Below are 22,006 nucleotides of genomic sequence, written 5' to 3'. Positions count from 1 at the left end.
AATAAATGATGTTAAACTCACTAAAAACAATTTGCTTTTTATATTTTATTGTAAGTTCTTTCGCTGTTTGGTCTGTAAATCCAATATCGATTAAAAAAGAGACGCCCGTTTATATTCTTGATATCAAATACCCGCAAGAATTTAAAGATCCCCGCATCAATGCCGCAATACAGGATTTTATTGAAAAAAACAAAAAAAACTTTTTTAAAGAAATTGCTGGTGATACGGATATTCCTGCTGATGCACCAGGGAAATCAGGTTTGAATATCACTTATTCTTTGCCTTATAAAACAAAAAATGCCTTAAGCGTGTCTTTTAATATTTCGATTTACCACCGGGGAGCTGCACATCCTGCAAATACAGTGGCAGTGTTAAATTTCATTAATGGCCGCCAAGTGGATTTAGCTGATTTATTTCGCCCTGAAGTGAATTATTTAAAACCTATTGCCAGTTTCTGCTACAAAAAAATTGCTGCCAAGAAAAATTTTTCGGACAAAAAATGGATTGAAGAAGGTACCAAGCCTGTAGATAAAAATTATAAGATTTGGTCTTTTTCCTCAAATGGAATCAATATTATTTTTGATACGTACCAGGTTGCTGCTTATGTTTATGGTCCGCAGACGGTAAAAATACCTTTGTCACAAATTTCTTCTTTACTCAATCCTGAAATAATGCATCGTGTTTGGGGTCGTTAATGGCTGATACTCCTTTTATACCTGCTGATAAAAATATCGCAGAACTTTCTTTTCGAGTGATTTTTCTTGCAATCATACTGACTGTTTTGTTGGCCATGTCCAATGCGTATCTTGCTTTGAAGCTGGGGATTTTGACTTCTGCCTCCATTCCAGCTGCAATTATTTCTATGGGTATTTTGCGCTTTTTTAAAAATTCGACCATTCTTGAAAATAATGCGGTGCAAACTGCAGCATCTGCCGGTGAAGCAGTTGCAGGAGGAATTGTTTATACCATTCCAGCATTGATCATTATCGGTTTTTGGAATCATTTTGATTACCTCACTAATTTTTTCATTGCGGTTTGTGGTGGGGTTCTAGGCGTATTATTTTCCATTCCGCTCCGTCGGATTTTGGTTCATGATCAATCTTTAAAATTTCCTGAAGGAAGAGCAATTGCAGAGGTATTAAAATCTTCTGTTGAAAAAACAGGCCTTAAAGACATATTAATTGGAGGAGCGGTAGGTGCCGTTATTGAATTATTCCAAACTGGATTTAAAGTAATTGCTAACAGTTGGGGGTATTGGTTCGTCGTAAAACGATCGCTCTTTGGTCTTGGCGCTGGTTTTTCTGCTACGATGATCGGTGCTGGCTATCTTGTTGGTCATGATATGGCAATCAGTATCTTTCTGGGAGCAGTAATCTCTTGGCTAGTAGCATTGCCTGTAGTCAGCCACTTTTATCCCGAATTTATAAATCATTATCCTGCTGAACAAGCTGCAACATTTTTATGGAACAGTGAAATGCGCTATCTGGGCATAGGTGCTATGTTGTTTGCAGGGGTATGGACTTTTTTAAAATTAGTTAAACCACTCTCTAGAAGCATTCGGGCTTCACTGAAAGCATATATGTCCAAAGGGAAGGTTGATGCTGTGTTGCCGCGAATTGATAAGGACATCCCATTACCTTATATTTTAATAGGTACTGGTGCATTTGCTGCAATCTTGTTTCTCTTTTTTCAGCTTGTTCTTCCTTTAGGACAAGTAGGATTGGATAATCAATATTCACCAACTCTAGTTTTCCTTGCTGTGCTTTATGTCTTATTTATAGGGTTTATTTTTTCAGTTATTACTGCCTATTTTTCAGGTATGGTAGGTGTTACGGCAAGTCCTGGGAGTTCCGTTGTCATTTCAGGAATGCTTTTTGCTGCGTGGCTGTTGTTAGTCGCTATTGATCATTTATTGCCATTACCCTTAAGTACGCAACAAATCCAGGCAGCTGAGGCAATTACGATTATTATTGGAGCTGTAGTTACCGGCATTGCGGCAATTGCGAATGATAATACCCAAGATCTCAAAGTGGGCCAGCTTGTCGGGGCGACCCCATGGAAACAACAATTGATGTTGTTGTTGGGTGTAGTGATTTCTTCCTTAGTTATTCCGCCGGTAATGCAGTTGTTATTTAATGTGTATGGAATTGCAGGAGTAATGCCTCATTCTGATATGGATATAAGCCAATCTTTGCCTGCACCAACAGCTGCTTTAATGGCTGCTATTACGGAGGCTGTTTTCAGAAATTCATTACCTTGGACCATGATGTTGATCGGTTCTGCAATTATTCTGATTATTATTTTTCTCAATTATATTTTTAAATTACGGCGTTATTTAAATTTATCCATTTTAGGAATTGCTATAGGAATGTATTTACCACTTTCCTCTTCGTTTCCTCTTTTCATTGGCGGTATGATTGCATTGTTCGTTAAAGAACGTTTGAAACGTACAACTCCTGTTAAAGAAGAAGCAGTGATTCGCAAACAAAGAGGGACTCTGATTGCCTGTGGTCTGGTAGCAGGTTCTGCAATTATGGATGTCTTGCTTGCTATTCCTTTTTCACTTTTTCAAAGCCCAGATGCTTTGCAATTGGTTGGTGCGGGCTGGGAAAATATAGGTGTGTATTTAGCAGTTTTATCTACTTTGTTACTTGCTTGGTGGATCACTCATAGAGTCGTTGGAAAAAGAAACGATTCAGTTTTATAATTTCGTAATCTGAGTGCATGTAATGTGTAGCCGGGCTGCCTGCAGTAAGGCTACACAGGAATAATCTGGAAGGAAACCTAAATCTTGTTTTGGCATGATTTAGGTTTATAGAGTAAAGCAAATTACTTATTAAAGTGATTCTACCCGATTTTTATGTTGGAGTAGCTTTTCTTTAGTTTGCTGTGCCTGAGCTAATTTTTCACGTTCTTTAGCAATAATTTCTGCAGGTGCTTTATCAGTAAATTTAGGATTATTTAATTTACCTTCAGCAAGCCCAATGTCTTTATCTAATTTAGCTAATTCCTTTGTTAAACGCGTCAATTCCGCATCTTTATCAATCAAATCAGCCATAGGAATGAGTAATTCAATTTCACCCAATATCGCAGTTGCAGATACAGGCACTTTTTCATCTGCTCCCAGATAATGAATCTGATTTAATTTACTCAGCGCTTTTAAAGTATGCTGATATTTTTCCACTCTTTCTTTAAGTACTGGTGTAATATTACGAATATAAAGTGGAATAAGCTTAGCCGGTGAGATCGACATTTCACTACGTATGGTGCGTACGGCTTGAATCGCTGATTTTAACCATTCCAACTCCTCTTCAATTGTGTCATTGATGAATTCAGGATTCACTTGAGGATAAGCGCTAATCATGATACTTGAGCCATTATCACTGGTTAATTTTGTAGTACGTTGCCAAATTTCTTCTGTAATGAATGGCATTAAAGGATGCAACATTTTAAGAATTTGATCAAGAACGTGAATCAAAGTTCTGCGAGTTCCTCGTTTTAAAGCACTCAATGCATGTTCATCTTGTAATATGGGCTTGGATAATTCCAGATACCAATCACAATATTCGTGCCAAACAAATTCGTAAATAGTGTTTGATAACAAATCAAATCGATACGTTTCAAAATAATGATGTACTTTGCTTATAGTGTGTTGCAAACGAGATAAAATCCACTGATCTGCTGGGGTATACTGAAACGCTCCATCATCGAAATCTATTTGTTCTTCATCAGTATTGAGCAATACGTAACGTGCAGCATTCCACAATTTGTTGCAAAAATTGCGATAACCTTCCACACGTCCTATATCAAAGCGTACGTTACGACCTGTAGATGCAAGAGAGCAATAGGTAAAGCGAAGGGCATCTGTTCCATAGGCACTAATGCCTTCAGGGAATTCTTTACGTGTGTTTTTGATTATTTTGTCACGAACTGATTGTAACATCAGATTAGAAGTTCGTTTTGTAATAAGTGATTCGAGATCAATCCCATCAACAATATCCAACGGGTCAAGCACATTACCTTTAGATTTGGACATTTTATGTCCTTCACTATCTCGGATTAATCCGGTAATAAAGACTTCTTTAAAAGGAATTTTTCCGGTAAATTTTAAGCCCATCATAATCATACGGGCGACCCAGAAAAAGATAATATCAAAGCCAGTAACAAGTACCGAAGTGGGGTAGAACTGTTCTAATTCTGGAGTACGTTCGGGCCAGCCCAAAGTTGAAAAAGGCCAAAGTGCTGAAGAAAACCAGGTATCGAGAACGTCTTCATCTTGCTTTAGCACAGTTGAATCTTTAATTTTGTATTTAAAACGTACATCGTTTTCACTATAACCTACATAAACATTACCATTGCTGTCATACCATGCAGGTATTCGATGTCCCCACCATAATTGGCGACTGATGCACCAATCTTCAATGTTGTCCATCCATTGAAAATAGGTTTTGGTCCAATTTTCCGGAATAAAGCGAATTTCCCCATTTTTCACAGCAGTGATTGCTGGCTCAGCTAAGGGTTGCGTTTTTACATACCATTGATCAGTGAGCAGTGGTTCTATAATGACATGCGATTTTTCACCACGAGGTACTTTTAACTTGTGTGGTTCTGTTTTAATTAATAAGCCTGTGTCCTCCAGATCTTTAATAATTTGTTCTCGAGCTATAAAACGATCCATACCTTGATATTTTAAAGGAGCATTTTTATTAATAGAGGCTTTTTTAGTTAAGATATTTATAACAGGAAGCTTATGACGTTTACCTACTTCATGATCGTTAAAGTCGTGGGCTGGTGTAATTTTAACGCAACCACTGCCAAACTCTTTATCGACATATTCATCAGCAATAATGGGGATGGTTCGATCGCAAAGTGGGAGATGAACCTGTTGCCCAATGAGATGTTTGAAGCGTGGATCGTCAGGATGAACAGCAACTGCTGTGTCTCCTAACATGGTTTCAGGTCGAGTGGTAGCTACAATAAGCGATTCAGTTGAGTCAACAACAGGATAGCGGATATGCCATAAAAAACCATCTTCCTCTTCAGACAGTACTTCAAGATCAGATACTGCAGTACCTAATTTAGGATCCCAATTCACTAAACGGGTTCCACGGTAAATCAGTCCTTCATCATAGAGTTGCACAAATACTTTTTGTACAGCCGCTGATAATCCCTCATCCATAGTAAATCGTTCGCGACTCCAGTCCACAGACGTACCCAAACGTCTCATTTGCTGCGTGATGGTATTACCTGATTCATTTTTCCATTGCCAAACGCGCTCTAAAAATTGTTCACGGCTAAGATCTTTTCTAGAGATTCCCAAAGCCTCGAGCTGGCGCTCAACAACAAGTTGCGTTGAAATTCCTGCGTGGTCAGTACCTGGTTGCCATAAAGTTTTATCACCTAACATTCGATGATAACGGGTCAAAGCATCCATAATCGTATGCTGAAAACCATGTCCCATGTGCAGGCTGCCCGTGACATTAGGAGGAGGAAGCATGATGCAATATTTTTTACCGTCACCATGAGGTTGGAAATAATGATGATTTTCCCAATTCTTATAGCATGCTTTTTCAATTGCTTCAGGGGAATAGATTTTATCCATAATTAAACCTGTACTGATAAAAGACGAAATGTTATCACAAATTCAATCGTAAGTTGAGTTAATTAGAGGCAACAATGTTAGGTGCTTAAATTAATTAATTTCATTAGAATTAACTAAATGCCCTTTTTCTGCAGCGAGCCTAAAAGCTAAATAGTTATCCGCAGCAATCATCCCTTGCAATGAACTTGTTGAATATTTTGTCATTAAATCCTTAAAATAATTCTCATCACTTCTTTAAATATTTATTAAAAATTGATTATTTATATGTGGGGTATACAAATTTCTTATGAAAGACTCATGGGGGTTGTTCTATTCGCAGTAATTCTGATGGAGTGTGAAAAGGTTGTGTGTTTACTAATTTGGATAACCAATGCACTCCCTCGTCATATTGACTCTTACTGTGTATCACAAGATAAATAGGAGTTGGTTCCAGATTGAACGGTAAGGTTGCATTTTTAAATTAAATTGCTTTGAAAAAATATCAATTAAAAAACTTGGAGCCGTGGAAATAAATAGCAGGCAAAATATTTTTTACAAAAACACATCATTGCGTACCTTGATTAAAACTAAATGTAAACTCTGGGTTTGGCTAGCCTCACCCAGCTATTATTTTTAATGATTATGATTAGGTACTTGGACATCTGGAATTTTTGCTTCCTCAAACTGAGGCTCAGATTTTTTTGAGCGATGGTCTTCTGCAATGTACGTATATAAAGTAGGGACTACAAACAGCGTGAATCCTGTGCCGATTAACAAGCCAGTTGCAATAACTAGTCCTATATCAAAACGACTCACTGCGCCTGCTCCGCTGGCAATCAAGAGAGGTAATACCCCAAACACCATCGCAGCAGTCGTCATGAGAATAGGCCTTAATCTGATTCCAGCAGCTTCTTCTACTGCTGCTCGTCTATCCAGATTTTTTTCACGCTGTAAATGGTTGGCAAAATCAACGATTAAAATTCCATGTTTGGAAATTAACCCAATTAGAGTAATCAAACCGACCTGGGTGTAAATATTGATACTTGCCAAACCCAAATTTAAAGGAATTAAAGCGCCGCAGATGGACATGGGCACACTGATTAAAACGATTAGCGGATCGCGAAAACTTTCATACTGGGCTGAAAGCACCAAAAAGATAATGATGATTGCAAAAACGAATGCAAAGAGCAGGGCGCTTCCTTCTTGGATAAATTGTCTTGACTCACCACCATAATCAGAGGAAAAGCCTTTAGGCAAAGTATCATTGGCGGCATTTTGTAAGAATGCCAGACCTTCGCCTAACGTTTTTCCAGGCATCATTACTGCTTGAATGGTCGCTGAATTCATTTGTTGGAAATGTGACGCTGCGTTAGGTGCAGTTTTTTCTTTAGCAGTGACTACTGTTGAAAGAGGAACCATGGTGCCGTTAATAGTTTTTACATATATTTGTCCCAATTGTTCGGGAGTCATACGATAGGAGCGGCTTAATTGGGGTATTACCTGATAACTGCGTCCTTCTAAGTTAAAATAATTCACGTAACCGCCTGATAAAGCACTGGTTAAGCTGCTTCCTACTGCTTGCATATCTAACCCCATTTCTGAAGCTTTGGAACGATTAATATCCAATACAATTTGTGGCTTATTGAATTTGAGTGAATTATCGACATAAATAAATAAACCACTTTTTTGGGCTTTTTCGGTAAGTTTATTGGAAACATCGAGTAAGCTTTGAAAGTCATTCGTTGTTTTGATGACGAATTGAACTGGTGTACCGCCCCCACCGCCTGGAAGGGGAGGTGGGACAATTGCAAAAGCATTTAAGCCTGCAACTTGTGATAATTTATCTTGTAATGGTTGTTTTAAAGCAAACTGGCTTTTGCTGCGTTGATTCCATGGTTTCAATACCATTCCTGAGATGGTTTGGCTGCTGTTGTTTACAGTAAAATAATTTTCTGTTTCAGGGAAACTTTTATAAATATCATCAAATGGTTTGGTGAAGGATTCAATATAATTAAGTGTCGCATATTGAGGGATCATCGCCATGACAAAAAAGAAGCCCTGGTCCTCATCGGGGGCTGTTTCTGCTGAAGTATGAGTATAGAGATAAGGCAGCATAAGTATAACAACCGCTGCAAAAAACAACATAATTACCCGAGTATTCAGCAAACTATGTAATGCATTTTGGTATTTTACTTTTAGTTTATTGAAAAAAGTATCGAGAAAATGAACAAACTTGCCGCTACTAATATCTTTAGATAATACCCTTGAGCACATCATGGGAGAGAGAGTTAACGCGATAACTCCAGAAATGATTACTGCACAGGCCAAAGTAAAAGCAAATTCTTTGAACAAGGCCCCAGTCAGTCCTCCCATAAACCCAATTGGTGCATACACAGCAGCAAGTGTAATAGTCATTGCAATAACAGGGGTGGCTATTTCTCGAGCCCCAATCAATGCAGCATCAAAAGGAGTTTTCCCCTCCTCTATATGACGATGAACGTTTTCTACGACCACAATTGCGTCATCAACTACTAAACCAATGGCCAGAACAAAAGCAAGTAAGGTAAGTAAATTAATGCTGTATCCGAGCATAAGCATCAAAGTGCATACGCCAACTAGTGACAGAGGAATAGTGACAATAGGAATAAATACTGAGCGAATCGATCCCAAGAATAAAAAAATGACTACGATAACAATTAAGCCTGCTTCAATAATGGTATGAGTCACTTCATCCAAAGATGCTCTAATGAATTCTGTTGCATCATAGACTATTGTTCCTGATAGAGATGGGGGGAACTCCTTGATAATTGAAGGAAGTATTTTTCTTACGTCACTAATAACTGTAAGAGGATTTGCTGTGGGCGTAGGGGTAATGGATATAAATACTGCTTTTTTTCCATTGAAAGTGACCGAAGTATCATAGTCTTGTGAGCCTAATTCAACCCTGCCAATATCGCGCAAACGAACTATAGATCCTTTATCGCTTTTAACAATCAGATTACTGAATTGCGCGGTGTCATTAAGATCTGTTTTTGCAGTGACACTGATTGCTACGTATTCACCTTTAGTATTTCCGGCAGCAGTGAGGAAATTATTTTTAGCAAGTACAATGGAGACGTCTGAGGGAGAAACACCCAGTGCAGCCATTTTAATGGGATCAAGGAAAATGCGCATGGAGTAAGTTGCACCCCCTAAAATCTCTGCTTTAGCTACTCCATCTACAGTTTGCAACTGTGGTTGTACAACACGAGTTGCATAATCCGTAATTTGCTGTGGTGTCATTTCTGTACTGTCCAAACTGATGTACATTAATGCCGTGGAACTATCAGATGCTTTTAATATAACCGGTTGTTGGGATTCTTTAGGGAGTTGGTTCAAGGTTTGTTGCACTTTGCTCATTACATCAGTAAAGGCTACTTGCGGATCAAAATTTAATTTAATATTCAGGGTGATGGTGCTTAAACCTTGCGTACTTGAAGAGGTCATGTAATCAATCCCTTCGGCACTGGCTACAGCTTTTTCTAGAGGTGAAGTAATGAATCCTGCAATAAGATCGGCATCTGCTCCCGGGTAAGCGGTCATAATGGTAATTACTGTATTATCCATGCGGGGGTATTGGCGAATTTGCATGTTATAAATGGAGTTAATACCAAAAAGAAAAATGAGCAAACTAATTACCATGGCAAGTACAGGCCGCTTGATAAAAAGATCGGTAAATTTCATAACTGTTCCTGAATAAAAATTGTGTAACAGGGCTATGCCCATCTTAAAACGTAGCCTGAGGGCAGTTCTGCTTTACTGCATTTAAGCGACGTTACTACATTAGCATTCAACTGATTTTACTGTCCCAACATATCCGGATTACTGATTTCATTTAATTTGACATTATTATTGATTACAACAGGGGTACCATTTTGTAATTTTATTTCTCCGGCGCTTACAACTAATTGTCCTGCCTTAATTCCTTTCTTGATTACGGTATAATTTCCACGTTGTTCACCCGTGGTGACAAAAACGCGCTTGACCGTAAGCAGATCGGAACCATCTGGGTTTTTCTTACCGTCTGCATTTTTTTCTATAATGTAAACCGCATTCCCATATAAGCTGTACGACACAGCTGTTGAAGGAACAATGATGGTATTCGGTTCAGGAGGCTGGCTTATCTCAATCGAAGCAAACATACCTGGTACAAAGGTAAAACTATGAATTTTATTCTTACTGTTTAAATCGGTATTGCAAGAGATAATTTGCTTATTTCCCATAGGTTCTTTTCGTGTTGTGATTAATGAGGATTTTTGGGGATCTTTAATTGCAGCTGTAGGGCAATTTGCAAGAGTACCCTGAACTAACATGTTATGTGTGTTGACATCCACTTTAGCATTAATCGCAGTGACTTTCGCCTCAAAAAGAGCATTAGGGAATGCTTCTACGGAAAAGGTAATGGTTTGATCTGGGCGAATACGTTTGTAGAGTTGTTCTGGGAGATAAAATTCTAAATACAAAGGATCTAGTGATTGCAAGGTAACAATTGTTGTTTGTCCTGGGCTGATAAATTGGCCTAGGTTGACTTGTCGAATACCTAATTTTCCAGCAAAGGGGGCAGTGATATGCTTTTGATTGATTTGTGCTTGAGTTTGATCCAATTTTGCCTGGGCTTGATCAAGATTTGCTTTGGCTTCATCGACCATGGAAATTGGGGAGGCGCCTCGTTTGAATAAATCATTTTGACGTTTATAACTTAAGGTTTTCAGGGTCAATTCTGCTTGATTAAACTTTAATATCGCTTGATCAACACTGTCATCAATCGTAATTAAAGGTGCATCTTTATCAACGTATTGCCCGGATTCAAAATCAATTTTGACCACGTTTCCCGAGGCTTGAGAGCTGACCTCAACCCCATTAAATGCAACGAAATTACCTACTGCATTAATAGTCGGTTGCCAGTCTACTGCTTGGGCGACAGCTGAAGCGACAGAGACAGCAGGTGGTTGATAGTTTGCAAAGAAACGCTTAATCAATAACCCCTTGATCAGGTTAAAAGCAATGATTCCACCAAAAACAATCAATAAGGCTATTCCCATGATGATCATTCGCCTTTTCATTAATGCTCCCCCTGAAATACTTAAACCTAAATACTTAAACTTAAAAAAACAGTTGAAACCCACAGTGCTATGGGGCCAACTGCTTTTTCTAAGTTAAAAAACGATAGGTTTTTGAAATTTGCCAAATATAACATGAAAGATGAATTTATTACCCTTATTGTGCTTATAAGTTTCAATTTTATTTATTTCATGGTTATAAAAATATCCTATTGACTAAATACAACACTTTGCTACTATGCAGCTTTCATCACACAAAGGAGAAACCATGAAGTTGAAGTCCTTGTTATTTGCTCTTTGTTTTTGTTTGATTGGTCAAGTTTTTGCAGCAAATGCACATTTGCACCCAAAAGCTACCGAAGCTGACAAAAACCATAAGTCTGCTGGTAAATCAACGATGTATCCAGGTTATTGTGAAATTGAAATCATCAATAACAGCATCGACAATGTCCGTGTATATGGTTCTTTTGATGATGGGGCTCCCTTAGATCCTTTTACAATATTCTATTATGATGCACCTCATTACATCAGCTTGTATTACTATGGTTACTGCCATTCTGGTATGAATCTTTTAATTCAAGGCCCTTACGGCACTATTTATTCCGGTTGGACTAACGTAAATAGTACTGTACGTATCGTTAACTACCTGAACAAAGGTGTTAAAGGCGAGAAAGTTGAGATTACAGCAAAGAAATAAGTAATTTAGTAAAATTAGTAAAATAAGCAATAGCTTATTTGATAATAGGGAAGTTGCATTCAATTGCACCTTCCCTTTTTATTTGTGTTTCAGGAGTTGTTCATGAAGCGTTTAATCCCTTGTCTTTTGTTAGTATCTTTTTTAACTGCGTGTGCAATGACCGAACCGGAATATTATGAGGCAGGTTATTATCACTCGGTTCCTCCTCGCTCTGAAATTTATGGTTTTGATGAGCGTCCACATGATTATCGTCATCCTGTCCCTCATTATCGAGATCACAAAAAAACAAAAGGGACTTCTAAGCAAGCTAAGACACATGGCCATCATGCAAATGATCAGAAGCAAGTTATCGTAAATAATGCCAAGCCAAACAATGTTCATGGACATGACAAGAAAAATAACCAGGTAGTGAAACATCCTTCAGAAACTGGAACCAACGTCATGGTTAATGATTAATTGGAAGAACTCACGGAGAATAAAAACCTAATGTTCCCGGTTATGTTTTTGCAGCTGGGGACAATTTTTAATCAAAATAAAAACATTATTTTCGATTTGTATTCACAATTCGTAACCAAGTAAATTTTGTGGTAGTCTTATGACGTTTTTTCTTTAGGGAGTTTTTGGATGCGTAACTCACTTAAAATGCTGTTTGTGGGACTTTTATCTATACTTATCATAGCATGTGTTGCATCTCCAGGTAGTGAAAGCACAGGAGAGTTTTTGGATAGTTCGACTACTACTGCTAAGGTAAAAGCAACATTAGTGAATCAATTAGGGCGTACAGGCTTAGCAATACAAGTTAAGACCTTTAAAGATGAAGTACAACTCAGTGGTTTTGTTGCTTCCCCAAGATTGAAACAAAGAGCAGGGATTATTGCTGCGAGAGTGGATGGTGTTAGCAGGGTACGTAATGACATCATCGTTAAGCCTTAACCATTTTCCCAAGGATTACTCATGTTTGACCAAAGCTATACCATAGAAAATTTTGATGACGAATTATATCAAGCTATTGTTGATGAACAACGCCGACAAGAAGAGCATATAGAACTTATTGCATCGGAAAATTATGTAAGCCCACGCGTTTTGCAAGCCCAAGGTTCTGTATTAACGAATAAATATGCTGAGGGTTATCCTGGTAAGCGTTATTATGGCGGATGTGAGTATGTTGATGTCGCTGAAGAGCTTGCTATTGCGCGTGCAAAAAAACTTTTTGGTGCGGATTACGTTAATGTTCAACCCCATTCGGGTTCACAAGCCAATGCTGCTGTAATGATGGCTCTATTAGCTCCTGGTGATGTTATTTTAGGTATGGCATTACCGCATGGCGGTCATTTAACCCATGGTTCCAAAGTTAATTTTTCAGGGAGGCTTTATGAAGCGATACCTTATGGCGTTGATGCACAAACTGGTTTAATTGATTATGATGTTTTGGAGCGTTTGGCTCTGGAGCATAAACCCAAATTGATTATCGCGGGATTTTCCGCTTACTCACGCATCCTTGATTGGCCTCGATTCAGAGCAATAGCAGATAAAGTAGGCGCTTATCTCATGGCAGATGTTGCGCATGTTGCCGGCTTGATTGCAGTAGGTCTTTATCCTTCTCCAGTCCCTTATGCTGATGTAGTAACAACTACGACTCATAAGACTCTTAGAGGACCAAGAGGTGGAATGATTTTATGCCGTGCCAATGAAGAAATAGAGAAAAAATTAAATTCTTCTGTTTTTCCTGGTAACCAAGGTGGTCCATTAATGCACGTAATTGCTGCCAAAGCGGTTTCTTTTGCTGAGGCCTTATTGCCCGAATTTAAAACTTATCAACAACAAGTATTATTGAATGCCAGAACCATGGCCTCAGTACTTATGAGCCGTGGATACAAGATTGTTTCCGGCGGTACAGACAATCATTTATTATTGGTTGATTTAATTGATAAGAACATCACAGGTAAAGATGCGGATTCGGCTTTAGATAAAGCAAACATCACCGTGAACAAAAATACGGTTCCAAATGATCCTCGTTCTCCTTTTGTGACCAGTGGATTACGTTTAGGAACTCCAGCGGTAACCACAAGAGGATTTAAAGAAAAAGAAATCACGCTTTTATCCAATTGGATAGCAGATATTCTTGATGATATTAATAATGAAACGACTATAGCAAAAGTTAAAGAGCAAGTATTGCTTTTATGTCGTGAATTTCCGGTTTATAAATAATTATGTTTTGCCCTTTTTGCCATGCGGAAGAAACGAAAGTAGTAGATTCACGCCTGGTCGCTGAAGGCGCCCAGGTGCGTAGAAGGCGAGAATGCCTTGTATGTCATGAACGTTTCACTACTTTTGAGACAGCTGAATTAATCATGCCGTTAATCGTTAAGCGTGATGGCAGGCGCGAGCCATTTAACATCGATAATTTACGCTCAGGTATGTTGCGCGCTTTGGAAAAAAGACCAGTAAGTGTCGATGCATTGGAAGCATCGATTATTTCGATTACTCAAGAAATTCGCCGTAGAGGGGAGCGAGAAATTGATTCCCAGATCATTGGTGAGCTGGTTATGAAAGAATTATATAGTTTGGATCATGTTGCCTATGTACGGTTTGCCTCCGTATATAAACGCTTTAAAGACGTCAGTGATTTTAGACAGACAATTGATCAGATGAATAAAGAATAGGACTTGTTTTCCTTTCTACTATTTTGACCAAACGGTCTTGGTTTTCTGCACTCTGATGCGCCACATACTCCGTGTATGCTGTGTCGATGCTCGAAAATCAGGCCATTTTGCCCCGGATCAAGTTCGGGGGAAATGAAAACAGGTTCTCCCTGGTAGTAATTTTTTATCCCTTCTCTTAAAGTTAAGAGAGAAGGACTTTATAGATGTTTAAGAAGAGTTCATGAGGTTAAGGTGGAAAAGCAGTCAATAAGCGGTAAAAGAAAAGCCCGGAAATTAGCACTTCAGGCTCTTTATCAATGGTTAATGTCCGGAAGTGAATTGCATGAAATTGAGGCACAATTTCGTATCATTAATAATATGAATAAAGTGGATGTAGATTATTTTTGCCGTATTTTACACGGTGTGCCTGCCCATGTTGAGATTTTGGAAGCACGTATTACTCCTTTTCTTGACAGAGAAATTGCCGGACTTAATCCCATTGAACTGACTGTATTACGTATTGGCTCTTTTGAATTACTCTTTTGTCCTGAAATTCCTTATAAAGTTGTTCTTGATGAATCAATATCATTGACTAAAGAATTTGGTTCCCAGGATGGATACCGTTATGTTAATGGTGTATTAAATAGTTTGGCACAACAGGTGCGTTCAATTGAAATCAATCATAAATATGGATGAATTTTCACTTATTGATCACTTTTTTAAACCACTTGATTGCAAGCGAGATGATGTATTATTAGGTATTGGTGATGATGCAGCTTGCGTACGAGTTGCTCAAGAAATGAACTTACTGGTGAGCACGGATACTTTAGTTTCAGGAGTTCATTTTCTCCCACAATGGAGTGCTTATGATATTGCTTACAAGTCAGTTATGGCCAATGTAAGTGATATGGCTGCTATGGCAGCAGATCCTTGTTGGGTTACTCTTTCTTTAACTTTGCCTGAACTCAATCAACAATGGCTTACTTTATTTGCGCAAGGATTAAAAGATTCACTGAGTCAATTTGATATGGCTTTAATAGGCGGTGATACAACACGAGGTCCTTTATCAATAACGCTAACTGTTTTTGGTACTACGCCAAAAGACAAAACGATATCACGGAATGGTGCTAAACCTGGGGATATAATTGTGGTTTCAGGTGAGTTGGGTGCTGCGGCCTTAGCAATTAAATTTCTTGAAAATCAGAAAATGCCTCAAGAAGATAAATCTGAATTAATGAATAAATTACTGCATCCCAAACCTCGAATTGATTTAGTTGATTTTTTACGATGTTATGCAACTGCGGCTATAGATATTTCAGATGGGCTTAGTGCTGACTTAAATCATATCTGTGTTGCGAGCAATGTTGGCGCATGTCTTAATGAAGGGGCAATTCCAGTGCATACTCTACTGGATAAGTATTGGCCTGATAATGCAGTTGATTTGGCATTGACTGGTGGAGATGATTATGAGTTATGTTTTACAGTACCAGAACATCGATTGGTTTCATTGATGGATGATTGTAAAGAAGTTCATTTACATTGTTATCCTATTGGAGTAATTGAAGCAACACCCGGTTTGAGAATGAAAGATGTGAACAATCACTGTCATGTGGTAAAACCAGCAGGTTATTCACATTTTTAGTAGACTTAGAAGCAAAAACTGTCTCTGGATCGCATCTCTGCTTATGCCCCGCGGACAAGTCGTGGGAGCGTGATGTCGGAATAGAGCCGGTCTGATTTTGCAGGGATGTGTAGAAGATTCAGTAGCAAAAACTAGGGTTTGATCTATGGTACGTTAGCAGCGTATTTGGATACAACCTGTAAAATAAGCTAAGTATAGAGAAAGAGAAATGAAACAAATAAATTTAGCAAAAAATGTGTTCCAAGATCCAATTTATTTCATCGCTTTTGGCTTTGGTAGTGGTTTAATGTCTACTGCTCCAGGCACCTGGGGGACATTAGCTGCAATACCTGTCTATTTACTACTTATGGGAACCAATTGGGCAGTTTATCTTTTTTTTACGCTGCTTGCATTTATATTGGGAGTTTGGGTTTGTGAGAAAGTTTCCCGGGATTTGGGGGTACATGATTATAAAGGGATCGTTTGGGATGAGGTTGTCGGTTATTTATTAACTATGTTTTTGGCTCCCAAAGGAGTGATATGGATGCTCTGGGGATTTATTTTATTTCGAATTTTTGATATTTGGAAACCACAGCCAATAGATTATATTGATCAAAAAGTGCGCGGTGGATTTGGGATTATGTTGGATGATGTATTAGCTGCGGTGCCTTCTTGGTTAATAATGCAACTTTTAGCATGGAGTTTTGCATAAATGAATGAGAACCATAAAGAACTCATTAGTATGGGTTTGACTGTTGGAATTGTAGTTCTTAGTTTATTTATTATTCATCGTTTTATTCCATCGTTGATCTGGGCATCCATAATTGTTATTGCTACTTACCCCTTATATGAAAAATGGCGTTATTTTTTTGGGAAAAAAGATAATTTATCTGCTTTACTTTTTACAACGTTAATCGGTTTATTGTTTCTACTTCCATTAAGCTGGTTATTGGGTTTATTGATAAAGGAGTTACAGATATTTATTAATTTCTTACAAGCTATAAATCAACAAGGTGGAGCGGCGCCTGAATTTTTAAAAGACTTTCCCTTTATGGGAAATGATTTGGTGATGTATTGGGATAATCATATTGGTAAGCCAGGAATGATTAAAAGCCTGCTGTCTAATGTTCACTTATCATTAACGCCAACGAGCTATTATGTAAAACAAATAGGCTCCAATTTAGCGCACCGAAGTGTTCAACTGGGCTTTACCCTGTTGAGTTTGTTTTTCTTTTATCGTGATGGCGATCGATTGATATTGCAGATTTATCAAGTAGGGGAATCTTGTTTGGGGAAAAGGTGGTTTCGTTATGCAGACAGACTCCCTAGAGCATTGAGGGCTACAGTAAATGGAACAATTGTTGTTGGGTTAGGTGTGGGTGTCCTAATGGGGGTTTGTTATGGTCTGGTAGATTTCCCAGCACCTACTCTCGTTGGATTTATCACCGCACTTGCAGCCATGATTCCCTTCGTTGTGCCTATAGTTTTTATTACAGTAGCGATTATTCTGTTTTCATTCGGTAGTATGATTGGCGCAATTATTGTTCTGGTTTGGGGAACTTTAGTAATGTTTGTTGCTGATCATTTTGTTAAACCGGTGTTAATTGGTGGTGCTATAGAGTTGCCTTTTTTAGCTGTGTTATTTGGAATTCTTGGGGGAGTAGAGACTTTAGGTCTGCTTGGTTTGTTTGTAGGGCCTTTAGTTATGGTCTTATTTATGACTTTGTGGCAAGAACCGCAAATGTTAGACTCCACAAAAGTTCATCAACTTACAGATAAAAAATAAGGGTGTCCAGACTGAGATATCCTGAGCTTTTTAATTTGTTAATCATGTAGACTCCTACGTCCCGCAGTTTGTCCGCGGGACGTAGGCAATGAGAGACGTGTTATGCTCAATTACTTATAATTGCAGTTATCAAAACGATAAATAACGCCAGCGCTGCCCATGTGTGCCTGTAATGTTCGACCAAAATTGCCAGAACTCGCTGTTGCTAAATAACGATAAGCAGCATTTAATGCCCAGTTTTCTGCAAAATTAAAAGTAAGTCCCGCAGTTCCTTGATAAGCGAAGGCATTTTGCTGATCGTCAAAAAGGGTTACGCCAAAGGGGCCTGTACTGTTTAAAGAAGTTTGAATGTAAGCATATCCTACGCCCGCTCCTACGAAAGGAGAAATTGTGGGTAGGATAACATCGGGGAAATCATAATAAATATTAAACATACCTATGTTGGCAGTGGTATTTCCTGATACCCCGGTTTGATCGATGAAATCAACTTGAAAGCTTTGGGTATTGGCACGTAAGTAAGTATATTCCAATTCAAAGCGCATAGGGTTGCTTTGATAGCCTAAGCGTAATCCAGCATTAAAACCACTTTCATAATCAACGTTATCAAACTGAAATCCCAAAATGTTTTTAGATACATTTCCATTTAAATGAGTATATCCACCAAATGCGCCGGAATACCATCCATTGACTGGAGTTGCTGCTGCAGCAATACCACTTGCTAATAATGTAACTGAAAAAAATGCAAATTTCATAACATCCCTTTGTTATTATTTTTTATCGAATCATGTTAACTCGTTACTTTAAATTTGCAAGTACTAGAAGCGCATATTTTGGAAAGGAGGAGTGCGTAAGTATTTTTTATCATCAAAAAATGTTTTTGCTTCCATAGAAAAAATTTTTTAGTTCTGGAGTATGTATTGGCATCAACAGAATCGATGACACTAATATGCTCAAAATTCAATCGATACATTTTTATGGCAGAATTTAAAACAGAGACTATACTTCCAATTGGCATCTTTGTATAAAAATACTTTATGTGGGATGCTGCAGTAAGTGTAACCAATCGAGATAATGCGGCTGTGACAAAACTTTGTTAGTGCATAAGTTTCAAATCTAAAATGAGTCCAATTTTGCCTTTAAAAAGTTAGTCTAAACCATTCAGTTTATGGAAAGATATTTAGGGGAAGATAATTATTATAACCTCGCATGATGTAGAAAAATTAACATGATTATACGCATGCGATCAATTTAGCATAATAATTTTCTACTTGTATGAAATTAATATTAATGTAAAGATAAATTTGCATCATGAAAAGGGAGTTTCAAAAAATGCCAAAAAAAAAACCATTAAAAATATCTAAAGAATTTGTTGAGCAGGTAGTGGCTATAATTGCAAATGAGTCAGAAGAGGGACGCAAAAGAATAGTTGCTATTGCTCGAAGAGCAGAAGAAAAATATGAACAACCCGTAAAATCATGGATAACTGGTTGGATTTATCAATACACCAGAACTCGCGGTGAAAAAATAGGACAATCAATTAATGTGATGAAAGATTTTCCTGATGCTTATACTCGCTTGCAAGAATTAAAGCTCATGATCAGTGACGGTGCGTGGAATGTGAAAAGTTCCTATAATTATTACCTCTTTCTTGAATTAATCGACGCAGTCCCTGATTATCAGCCTTTAGAAGATCATCTTATGCCTAACTTTATCATGGATCTTAAAGACGAAGTATTGATAGAGATTAATAATTTTATGGCTCAATATAAGGCTACATTAGAAGATAAGAAAGCACGAGAAATTGAGCGTCAAGCAGCTCGCGAAAGCGCACGCCAGTTAACTGAAAACGTGATGGTTTTTAATAATCTGGTTGCTGCGAAACAATATCAATCCACGCAACAAGACAAAACTGTTTTTGTTATAAATTATAAAAATGATCAATGGCATATTTCTTGGATCGATGTAACTGGCGAGGTTTATCCGCTTACTCCAGGCGATGAGTTAGCACAAAAACTGGCGACATTAGAAGGTCAAGATATAGAAAAATTAAACCCAGTACATTTAAAACGGATTAAACTAGAGTGTCTCAAAGCAAGAGAACAATATCTTGCTAAAGTTCAATTAGTTATCAATCCAGAAAATCCAAAAACTCATAGTGCTTTGACAAACGATGAGCTTATAACAAATGGGATGACATCAACCTTTGTTTTACGATGTACAAAGAGTGAAACAAGTCTTTGCTGGATAAATAGTATGGGAGTCCCAAAGGACATTACTTTATCTGAAGGTTCAAAGCTGAATTCCTGGCTAGCTGATCATAAAGATTCCTTACTTGAAGGGGATATTTTGCAATTAAAAGCTTATTTACTGCAATTAAATACTGCCCAATCAATTGCTTCATCAAAACTGCATGAAATGAATAACAAGTTATCTCATGTATTGCAAGCAAATAGCATGTTATCTCAAGCATTGCAAAGGAGAAATGATCACGGAGAGCTGGTAGTTGATAAAACTAAGGAATCTAGAGGCAGAATAGACCTAAAACAATTTGCCTTACTAGAACAACATATGAAGGCCCGTTTGGAGAAAATAGCCACTGATAAAGTTAATCCATCTAAACTAGAAGTCGTTGAAGAACCTCAAAAAGAAATTCCCAAGAAATTAGATAAAAGTAGATATGCGGCGCTTTCACAATTACCTACTTTTTGGCAACAACACAAAGTTGCTGAGGAACAATCAGAAGTACGTGAAACTAAATCTTTAAATAATTAGCTAATATCTTATGCCCCAAGTGTAACGCAAGTTATTTTTCCCCACATCCCGCATCTGCGGAATGTGGGGAAAAAAATTACGATCCTAAAAAACCATTGGTAATTGGATAACGCCAGTCTTTCCCAAAAGCGGTTGGGCTTATTTTAATTCCTGGTGCGGATTGGCGTCGTTTGTATTCATTACGTCTAATTAATTGAATTACTTTAGTTACGGTTTCTGGGGCATAGCCTTGCTGAACTATTTCTTTGGGAGTTAAGTTTTTCTCCATATAGGCAACAATGATTGCATCTAATGTTGTATAGTCAGGCAAACTGTCCTGATCGGTCTGATCGGGTCTTAATTCAGCTGACGGAGCGCGGGTTAGAACGCGTTCGGGAATGATTTCAGATAGGCGGTTACGATAGCGTGCTAGGGCATAAACTTGGGTTTTAAGTACGTCTTTTAATACAGCAAATCCTCCGACCATATCTCCATATAATGTAGCATAGCCTACGGCAGATTCACTTTTATTCGAAGTGGTAAGTACCATTTTGCCAGTTTTGTTAGACAATGCCATAATCAACACGCCGCGAATCCGTGCTTGAATATTTTCTTCAGTTATATCGGGAGTTCGCCCTGTAAATACGGGTTCAAGAGTGGCCATTAGAGCATTAAAAGCGGGTTCAATCGAAAGCGTGGAATGGGATACGTTCAATTTTTCTATTTGCGTTAAAGCGTCTTCGTTACTCATTTGCGCAGTGTAACGTGAAGGCATAAGCACCGCATGAACCCGATCCGCTCCTAAAGCATCGACTGCTACAGCTAAAGTTAATGCTGAGTCAATTCCTCCAGAAAGCCCAATCAGAACTCCAGGGAAATGATTTTTATTCACATAATCTCGAGTGCCGCAAATTAATGCTTCATAGATTAATGGCTCAAATTCAAGAAGGGGAGACAAGGCACCTTCAACATGATTTGCCTGGATAGCTACAGTACATAAATCCTTTTTAAATGCAGGGGAGCGCGCACAAACCCTGCCTTGTGAATCAATTGCTAATGATTGACCATCAAATAATAGTTCATCCTGACCACCAATTTGATTTACATAGATTATTGATATGCCGCGTTTTGCATAAGATTTTAAAAGGTCTTCTCGTTTTTGATATTTACTGTAATCAAATGGAGATGCATTTAAAACGAGTAAGACAGAAATTCCTTTCTCAATTAAATCTTCTGCGGGACCTGGATACCATAAATCCTCACAAATAATCACGCCTATTTTGTAATGATTTACATCCAGAATACATGGATTTTTTTCTCCGGGGGTAAAATAACGTGCTTCATCAAAAATTTGATAGTTAGGTAAATTTTGCTTGTGATATTCTGCAACTTTTTGTCCCTTAAAAAAAATACTCACGCTATTGTACAGTTGTTGTTCTTTCAGGCTTGGGTGTCCCACAAGGACATAGCAATCTTTTGTTACGGCCTGAATCTGTTTTAAATGTTCGGCAACCGCTTGTTGAAATTCCTTACGAAAGAGCAAATCTTCAGGAGGATAACCAGTTAAAGCCAATTCGGGGAAGAGTATTACATTGTGATCAGCTTGTTTGCTTTTTATAACCTCTATAATTTGAGCCTTATTGGATTCTAAAGCACCAACCGTGGGATTGATTTGTGCCATAAGCACAGTAAGCTTGTTCTGCATGATATATACTCTTTATAAATACTCTAAAAGTCCCTAAAGAGCGATAAACTAATATAAAGAACCTTTAATTTAAAGATAAAAATGTTAATTATTTTAAAAATTGACTAAAATAGATCCTTTGTCC

Annotated in this window: 17 protein-coding genes; 12 read left to right on the top strand and 5 right to left on the bottom strand. The window is 38.0% G+C overall.

Annotation, left to right across the window (positions count from 1 at the left end):
- The first annotated feature begins 8 nt into the window (after positions 1–8).
- Positions 9–695: a DUF3298 and DUF4163 domain-containing protein gene (locus A8O27_RS01655; RefSeq protein ID WP_058460344.1), complete on the top strand. Its 687-nt coding sequence runs from the start codon at positions 9–11 to the stop codon at positions 693–695.
- Positions 695–2,707 carry an OPT family oligopeptide transporter gene (locus A8O27_RS01650; protein ID WP_058460345.1) on the top strand — a complete coding sequence of 671 codons (2,013 nt, stop codon included), beginning with the start codon at positions 695–697 and terminating at the stop codon, positions 2,705–2,707. Before A8O27_RS01655 ends, A8O27_RS01650 begins: the two co-directional genes overlap by 1 nt.
- A 129-nt stretch (positions 2,708–2,836) precedes the next feature.
- On the opposite strand, the gene A8O27_RS01645 is transcribed toward A8O27_RS01650, so the two are convergent.
- The 3 genes from A8O27_RS01645 to A8O27_RS01635 all read right to left on the bottom strand — a co-directional run bounded on the left by A8O27_RS01645 (position 2,837) and on the right by A8O27_RS01635 (position 10,683).
- On the bottom strand, positions 2,837–5,602 hold the full coding sequence (locus A8O27_RS01645; protein WP_058460346.1) for a valine--tRNA ligase: 2,766 nt from the start codon (positions 5,600–5,602) through the stop codon (positions 2,837–2,839).
- A gap of 612 nt (positions 5,603–6,214) precedes the next feature.
- Entirely contained in the window at positions 6,215–9,304 is a 3,090-nt protein-coding gene (locus A8O27_RS01640; protein ID WP_058460347.1) for an efflux RND transporter permease subunit, read from the bottom strand.
- Positions 9,305–9,420: 116 nt separating this feature from the next.
- A complete protein-coding gene (locus A8O27_RS01635) occupies positions 9,421–10,683 on the bottom strand; it encodes an efflux RND transporter periplasmic adaptor subunit (protein WP_058460348.1) in 1,263 nt (420 codons plus the stop codon).
- Between the two features lie 265 nt (positions 10,684–10,948).
- On the opposite strand from A8O27_RS01635, the gene A8O27_RS01630 reads away from it, so the two are divergent.
- From A8O27_RS01630 to A8O27_RS01590, 9 genes are all read left to right on the top strand, one after another.
- On the top strand, positions 10,949–11,377 hold the full coding sequence (locus A8O27_RS01630) for a hypothetical protein (RefSeq protein WP_058460349.1): 429 nt from the start codon (positions 10,949–10,951) through the stop codon (positions 11,375–11,377).
- A 102-nt stretch (positions 11,378–11,479) separates the two neighbouring features.
- A complete protein-coding gene (locus A8O27_RS01625) occupies positions 11,480–11,833 on the top strand; it encodes a hypothetical protein (RefSeq protein ID WP_064115050.1) in 354 nt (117 codons plus the stop codon).
- Between the two features lie 168 nt (positions 11,834–12,001).
- The gene (locus A8O27_RS01620; protein WP_058460350.1) at positions 12,002–12,310 is read left to right on the top strand and encodes a BON domain-containing protein; all 309 of its coding nucleotides are present in this window, start codon (positions 12,002–12,004) and stop codon (positions 12,308–12,310) included.
- A 21-nt stretch (positions 12,311–12,331) separates the two neighbouring features.
- On the top strand, positions 12,332–13,585 hold the full coding sequence (gene glyA / locus A8O27_RS01615; RefSeq protein ID WP_058460351.1) for a serine hydroxymethyltransferase: 1,254 nt from the start codon (positions 12,332–12,334) through the stop codon (positions 13,583–13,585).
- A gap of 2 nt (positions 13,586–13,587) precedes the next feature.
- On the top strand, positions 13,588–14,040 hold the full coding sequence (gene nrdR, locus A8O27_RS01610) for a transcriptional regulator NrdR (RefSeq protein ID WP_058460352.1): 453 nt from the start codon (positions 13,588–13,590) through the stop codon (positions 14,038–14,040).
- A 231-nt stretch (positions 14,041–14,271) separates the two neighbouring features.
- Entirely contained in the window at positions 14,272–14,715 is a 444-nt protein-coding gene (gene nusB, locus A8O27_RS01605) for a transcription antitermination factor NusB (protein ID WP_058460353.1), read from the top strand.
- Complete coding sequence (gene thiL / locus A8O27_RS01600; RefSeq protein ID WP_058460354.1) at positions 14,708–15,661, top strand: thiamine-phosphate kinase; 954 nt, start codon at positions 14,708–14,710, stop codon at positions 15,659–15,661. The genes nusB and thiL overlap by 8 nt, the downstream gene beginning before the upstream one ends.
- A gap of 208 nt (positions 15,662–15,869) precedes the next feature.
- Complete coding sequence (locus A8O27_RS01595; RefSeq protein ID WP_058460355.1) at positions 15,870–16,352, top strand: phosphatidylglycerophosphatase A family protein; 483 nt, start codon at positions 15,870–15,872, stop codon at positions 16,350–16,352.
- Entirely contained in the window at positions 16,353–17,426 is a 1,074-nt protein-coding gene (locus A8O27_RS01590) for an AI-2E family transporter (RefSeq protein ID WP_058460356.1), read from the top strand. It abuts the gene before it with no gap.
- A 110-nt stretch (positions 17,427–17,536) separates the two neighbouring features.
- Here the strand turns inward: A8O27_RS01590 and A8O27_RS01585 are convergent, their stop codons facing one another.
- Complete coding sequence (locus A8O27_RS01585; RefSeq protein ID WP_058460357.1) at positions 17,537–18,178, bottom strand: outer membrane protein; 642 nt, start codon at positions 18,176–18,178, stop codon at positions 17,537–17,539.
- A gap of 577 nt (positions 18,179–18,755) precedes the next feature.
- On the opposite strand from A8O27_RS01585, the gene A8O27_RS01580 reads away from it, so the two are divergent.
- The gene (locus A8O27_RS01580; RefSeq protein ID WP_058460358.1) at positions 18,756–20,198 is read left to right on the top strand and encodes a hypothetical protein; all 1,443 of its coding nucleotides are present in this window, start codon (positions 18,756–18,758) and stop codon (positions 20,196–20,198) included.
- 76 nt (positions 20,199–20,274) lie between these two features.
- On the opposite strand, the gene A8O27_RS01575 is transcribed toward A8O27_RS01580, so the two are convergent.
- Complete coding sequence (locus tag A8O27_RS01575; protein WP_058460359.1) at positions 20,275–21,882, bottom strand: NAD+ synthase; 1,608 nt, start codon at positions 21,880–21,882, stop codon at positions 20,275–20,277.
- Between the last annotated feature and the right edge of the window lie 124 nt (positions 21,883–22,006).

Origin of the sequence: Legionella bozemanae (assembly GCF_001648595.1) — a bacterium.
In the GTDB taxonomy this organism is placed as follows: domain Bacteria; phylum Pseudomonadota; class Gammaproteobacteria; order Legionellales; family Legionellaceae; genus Legionella; species Legionella bozemanae.
Note: the sequence above shows the minus strand (reverse complement) of the source record. Positions and strands in the feature narration are given on the sequence as shown.